The sequence below is a fragment of the Gordonia sp. (in: high G+C Gram-positive bacteria) genome (assembly GCF_052106715.1).
Taxonomy (GTDB): Bacteria; Actinomycetota; Actinomycetes; order Mycobacteriales; family Mycobacteriaceae; genus Gordonia.
This window is the reverse complement of the sequence record NZ_JBQEDL010000076.1, coordinates 1-3,271: the sequence shown is the minus strand read 5'-3', so window position 1 is coordinate 3,271 and position 3,271 is coordinate 1. Positions and strand designations below refer to the sequence as shown.

2 protein-coding genes are annotated in these 3,271 nt (G+C 66.9%); one reads left to right on the top strand and one right to left on the bottom strand.

What is annotated here, in order from left to right; genetic code table 11:
* On the top strand, window positions 1-1,134 hold a 1,134-nt coding region (locus tag ACTIMF_RS19040), incomplete at its 5' end, for a 3-hydroxyacyl-CoA dehydrogenase family protein (RefSeq protein ID WP_442351849.1).
* Window positions 1,135-1,307: 173 nt separating this feature from the next.
* Here the strand turns inward: ACTIMF_RS19040 and dxs are convergent.
* Window positions 1,308-3,242, bottom strand: coding sequence for a 1-deoxy-D-xylulose-5-phosphate synthase (gene dxs / locus ACTIMF_RS19035; RefSeq protein WP_442351850.1), 1,935 nt, complete (start codon window positions 3,240-3,242; stop codon window positions 1,308-1,310).
* Window positions 3,243-3,271: the final 29 nt, after the last annotated feature.

Genomic DNA, 3,271 nt, shown 5'->3' with positions numbered 1-3,271 from the left:
CTGGCGAAGAAGGTCACCAAGGTCGGCATCATCGGGGCCGGCCTGATGGCCAGCCAGTTCGCGCTGCTGTTCCTTCGCAAGCTGCAGGTGCCGGTACTGATCACCGACCTGGATCAGACGCGCGTCGACAAAGGCGTGGCGTACATCCACGAGGAGATCGGCAAGCTCGAGCAGAAGGGCCGACTCGACGCCGACACGGCGAACAGACTCCGGGCCCTTGTCACGGGCACGACCGATAAATCGCTGTATGCAGACTGCGACTTCGTCATCGAGGCCGTGTTCGAGGAGGTCGGGGTCAAGCAGCAAGTGTTCGGCGAGATCGAGCAAATCATCGCCGAGGACGCGATCCTCGCGACCAACACCTCGTCGCTGTCGGTTGAGGAGATCGGCTCACAGCTCACCCACCCCGAGCGTCTGGTCGGCTTCCACTTCTTCAACCCGGTCGCGGTCATGCCGCTGATCGAGATCGTGAAGACACCGGTGACGAACGAGCAGACCCTCTCGACGGCGTTCGTCGTCGCGAAGGGGCTGGGCAAGAACGCCGTCCTGACCGCCGACGCCCCCGGATTCGTCGTGAACCGTCTGCTGGCGAAGGTCATGGGTGAGGCGGCGCGCGCGGTGTACGAAGGTACGCCGATCGCCGACGTCGAGCAGGCGTTCGCGCCGCTGGGGCTGCCGATGGGGCCGTTCCAGCTCATCGACCTGGTCGGATGGAAGGTCGCAGCCCACGTGCAGGACACCATGGTGCGGCACTTCCCCGACCGGTTCTATGCGAACGAGAACTTCCACGCTCTCGCCGAGCTCGAGAACGTCGTCGAGAAGGACAAGGGCGGTCGCGTCACCGGCTGGACCAAGGCCGCCGAGAAGGCTCTCAAGGGCGCCGTGGACTCCGCACCGGCCTCGGCCGAGACGATCCTCACCCGTGTGCAGGACGGTCTCGCGCAGGAGATCAAGCTCATGCTCGATGAGAAGGTCGTGCCCGAGGTCGAAGACATCGACCTGTGCCTGATTCTCGGAGCCGGCTGGCCCTTCATCGACGGTGGTGCCTCACCGTACCTGGATCGCGAGGGCGCGTCGGAGCGCATGTTCGGCGGAACGTTCCACACTCCGCAGATCCGCGGCATCGGGAACTGAACGAAGCGCCGAGCCCGGGTACCTCAGGTGCCCGGGCCCGACGTCGTTCCGGCTGACTTTCGCGGTGCCCGGGCGCGACGCCATTCCGGCGGACGCTCGCGGGTCGTTGAGCGAGCGCAGCGAGACGAAACGCCTTGAGCGAGCGGAGCGAGTCGAAAGGGGTCGTCGCCCCGTCAGCGCCGCTCGTGCAGCGGCAGGTCGATCGCGCCGGTCTCCCCCGCGTTGCGGGCAACCGGAATCCGTGTGCCGAGCACCTGCGCGACGACATCCTGCGCGATCTTCGAAGCCGTGAGTCCGGCATCCGCCAGGATCTGATCACGTGAGGCGTGATCGATAAACTCATCCGGAAGTCCGAGTTCGTCCACCGCCGTGTCGATGCCTGCTTCGCGCAGCACCTGACGCACGCGCGTGCCGATCCCACCCACGCGGATGCCGTCCTCCAGCGTGATCACGAGACGGTGGTGCGCGGCGAGCTCGATGATCGACGGCTGCACGGGGATCGCCCATCGAGGATCGACGACCGTGGCTCCGATGCCCTGGGCGCGCAGTCGCGCCGCGACATCCATCGCCAGCGCTGCGAACGGTCCGATACCGACGATCAGGACGTCTTCGGACTCGCCGCGCGAGAGCACGTCGACACCGTCGTCGAGTCGTTCAAACGCCTCGATATCGTCTGCCACCCCGCCCTTGGGGAACCGGATCACGGTGGGAGCGTCGTCGACCGCCACGGCCTCATCGAGCGCCTCTGCGAGCCGCGTACCGTCTCGAGGCGCGGCGATGCGGATGTGCGGCACGATCTGCAGCATCGCCAGATCCCACATGCCGTGGTGACTGGGACCGTCGGGCCCGGTGACGCCGGCGCGATCGAGGACGAACGTGACGCCCGCCTTGTGCAGAGCGACGTCCATCAGCACCTGATCGAACGCACGCCCCATGAACGTGGCGTACAGGGCGACGACGGGATGCAGACCGCCGTAGGCGAGCCCTGCGGCGGAGGTCACGGCGTGCTGCTCGGCGATGCCGACGTCATACACCCGGTCGGGGAAGCGCTCGGCGAACGGCGCGAGACCGGTCGGTCGCAGCATGGCGGCGGTCATGGCGATGACCCGCGGGTCGCGCTCGCCCACGCGCACGAGGGCGTCCGAGAACACATCGGTCCAGCCCCGCGTGCTGCTGCCGAGCGGCTCGCCGGTCGCCGGGTCCATGCGGTTCACGGCATGGAATTGGTCGGCCTCGTCGTCGCGCGCCGGCTGGTAGCCGCGGCCCTTCTCGGTGATCGTGTGGACGATCACCGGTGCACCATACGACTTCGCCAGTTCCAGCGTCTCGATGAGCGCTGGAATGTCGTGTCCGTCGACCGGACCGAGGTATTTGATGTCGAGGTTGGAATACAGGGCCTCGTTGTTGGTGAAGCGCGAGAGGAAACCGTGGGTGCCGCCGCGGATGCCGCGGAACGTCGCGCGGCCCACCGCACCGAACACCCGGAAGAATCGGTCAGACTTGCGATGCAGGTCTTTGTACGCCGCAGCCGTGCGCACCCGGTTCAGATAGCGAGACATGCCGCCGATCGTCGGCGCGTAGGAGCGTCCGTTGTCGTTGACGACGATGACGAGGTTGCGGTCGTTGTCGTCGGAGATGTTGTTGAGCGCTTCCCAGGTCATTCCGCCCGTGAGGGCCCCGTCGCCGACGACGGCGACGACATGACGGTCGTCGCGACCCGTGGCGGAGAGTGCACGTGAGATGCCGTCAGCCCAGCTCAGGGAACTGGACGCGTGCGAGGACTCGACGACGTCGTGGACGCTCTCGCTGCGCTGCGGGTAGCCGGCGAGGCCGTCACGCACACGCAGCGCAGAAAAGTCCTGGCGGCCGGTAAGCAGCTTGTGCACGTACGACTGGTGCCCGGTGTCGAACACGAACGGGTCGTCGGGCGATTCGAACACGCGGTGCAGCGCGATCGTGAGCTCGACGACGCCGAGATTCGGCCCCAAGTGGCCACCGGTGCGCGAGACGTTCTCGACGAGGAACGCGCGAACCTCATCGGCCAGCTCTGCCAGCTGCGCGGGGCTGAGCCCGTCGAGATCGCGCGGTCCGTGGATGCCGGGAAGAATGGGCATCAGCACCTCCTGAACGTCTTCAC